Source organism: Actinomycetota bacterium, from assembly GCA_036280995.1.
Classification (GTDB): domain Bacteria; phylum Actinomycetota; class CALGFH01; order CALGFH01; family CALGFH01; genus CALGFH01.
This window is the reverse complement of record DASUPQ010000449.1, coordinates 1-2,274: the sequence shown is the minus strand read 5'-3', so window position 1 is coordinate 2,274 and position 2,274 is coordinate 1. Positions and strand designations below refer to the sequence as shown.

Below are 2,274 nucleotides of genomic sequence, written 5' to 3'. Positions count from 1 at the left end.
GAGTCGTCCACGACCGTGACCTCGATGCGATCGGAGGCCGCCAGCACCCGCTCGACGACGTCCTGGACGGTCTCTCGCTCGTTGTAGGTGGGCAGGATCACGGCCACCCGGTGGTCGTCGGGCAGCGGGAGCACCGGACGCTCCGGGGCCCGGCGCGGGGTCAGGTAGCCGATCCCCAGGAGCACCAGCAGCCCCAGCGGCACCCATCCGCCCACCGCGTCGTACGGTGTGGTGCCGTCGGCCGTCGGCATCGTGGCCCGGAGCAGGTCGGGCTCGAACAGGCCGGTGCGGGCCGTCACCTCTCCCTGCGGTGTGATGATCGCGCTGATCCCCGATAGCGCGGCGTGGACCACCCACCGCCCGCTCTCCACGGCCCGCAGCTCCGACAGCACGACGTGCTGCTCCGGGGCCGGGCTGATCCCGAACGTGGAGTTGTTCGTGGACACCACCAGGAACCCCTGGTCCGCGGTGACGAAGTCGCGGACCTGGTCGGGGAAGGCGTTCTCGAAGCAGATGATCGAGGCGAAGCCCACGTCCCCGATGCGGAACCGGCCCGGTGTGGTGCCCGGGGAGAGGTCCGCCCGGACCCGGCGCACGTCGGGGATCCAGTCGAGGAACCGGCGGGCCGGCACGAACTCGCCGAACGGCAGGAGGTGGATCTTCGCGTACCGATCGACGACCCGGCCGTCCGCCGAGTACAGGAGGTTCTCGTTCAGGAGGCGACCGTCGTCGGACTCGGTGATCGCCCCGACGAGCGTGGGGGCGCCGACCGAGACGATTGCCTCCTCCACCACCGGCCCGATGACCTCGTCGGCGGTGGGGTCGCGGTCGAGGGCGTTCTCCGGCCACACGGCCAGGTCGGGTGGGTCTGCCGCCAGCCGGCCGTGCACCCGGGCGTGGTTCTCCGCCACGAGGTTGTCCTCGAGGATCCGGCTGGCCGTCCCGATCTCGATCGGGATGTTGCCCTGGACCACGGCGACGTCGACCGGAGGACCGTGGACCGAGGCCGCTGGCACCACCAGCGGCAAGAGCGCGGCGGCCGCGGCCGCGGCGGCGGGGACGATCGCCTTCCTCCACTCCCCCGTCCGTACCAGGACCAGGAGCACCAACGCGTTGATCGCGGCGACCAGGAACCCCAGGCCGACGGCGCCGATCACCGAGGCCGCCGGCAGCGTCACCGGGTTGTCGTGCTGGGTGGCTCCAAGGCTCACCCAGCTCCACCCCCCCACCGGCCACACGCTCCGGAGCCACTCCACCAGGCCCCAGACGGCTCCGACCCCCAACGCCGTTCGGATGGGGGCCGCATCGCGCCAGAGGGCCGGGACCACGACCCCGAACAGGGCCAGGAACGCCCCCACCCCGATCACCAGGGCCGCCCAGCCGACCGTCGACACCGGGATCAGCCACGAGAGCAGGAGGCCGTAGAACAGCAGGCCGAACGCCATGCCGAGGAGCGCCCCCCGCCGGGCCCGGGCCCCCCGGAGAGCCCACAAGAGCGGGACCAGAGCCACGAAGCCGATCGGGCCGAGGTCCGCCGGCGGCAGGGCCAGCCACAGCAGGAACGCTGATGCGGCGGCGGACAGGAGCGCGACGAGGAGTGAGCGGGGGCCGGCCTCTAGGCGCAGTCCCGGCAAAACATCCGCTTCTTGTCGGCGAGCTGGCTGCGGTGCTTCACGAGGTAGCAGTTCTTGCAGGTGAACTCGGTGGGCTGCTGGGGCACGACCTTGACCGTGAGCGCCTCGACGCGCTCCTCGCGGGACACGACGGCCTCTTCTTCCGCCTCCTCGGCGGCGGGCTCGTCGGCCTTCTTGGCGATGATCTCGTCGAGGCTGGTCTCGGCCTCCTCGGCGGCCGGCGCTTCGTCCTCGGTGTCGTCGGGCTCTTCCACGGGTCTCCCTGCGGGACGGGATTGTACGCCCCTCTTACCCTTCTCCGACCCTCATCGAACGATGTGGAAGGGCGGGCTATTCCCGCGCACAGCGAAGGGCCCACAGAGACCTTTGGGGCCGCGGCGCCGGGGCGCCGCGTTCTCTACTCAGCCTCTGTGGGCCCCACGCTCCACCGTGGCGGAGCGAGGTCATGCTAGTGCGGCCGGAGCTGGCATGTCAAACCAAGTCTTGTCACACCGCGAAGTCGACATCGAGAACGTGTCGGAGGAGGGCGCTATCCTTCCGGCGATGGGAGGGCGCCCGTCGGTCGCCGCAGTCGCGGGGACCGATCTCGCGGACAGCCGGGGCCTGGATGAGGCCGCGTCGTTCGTCATCGACCTCCTCG

2 protein-coding genes are annotated in these 2,274 nt (G+C 71.4%); both read right to left on the bottom strand.

From position 1 onward, the window contains the following. Positions 1 to 1,634: apolipoprotein N-acyltransferase (gene lnt / locus VF468_14920; protein ID HEX5879586.1), on the bottom strand; the 1,634-nt coding region annotated here is incomplete at its 3' end. Beyond that, complete coding sequence (locus tag VF468_14915) at positions 1,616 to 1,888, bottom strand: DUF4193 family protein (protein ID HEX5879585.1); 273 nt, start codon at positions 1,886 to 1,888, stop codon at positions 1,616 to 1,618. The genes lnt and VF468_14915, both read right to left, overlap by 19 nt. Positions 1,889 to 2,274 lie beyond the last annotated feature (386 nt).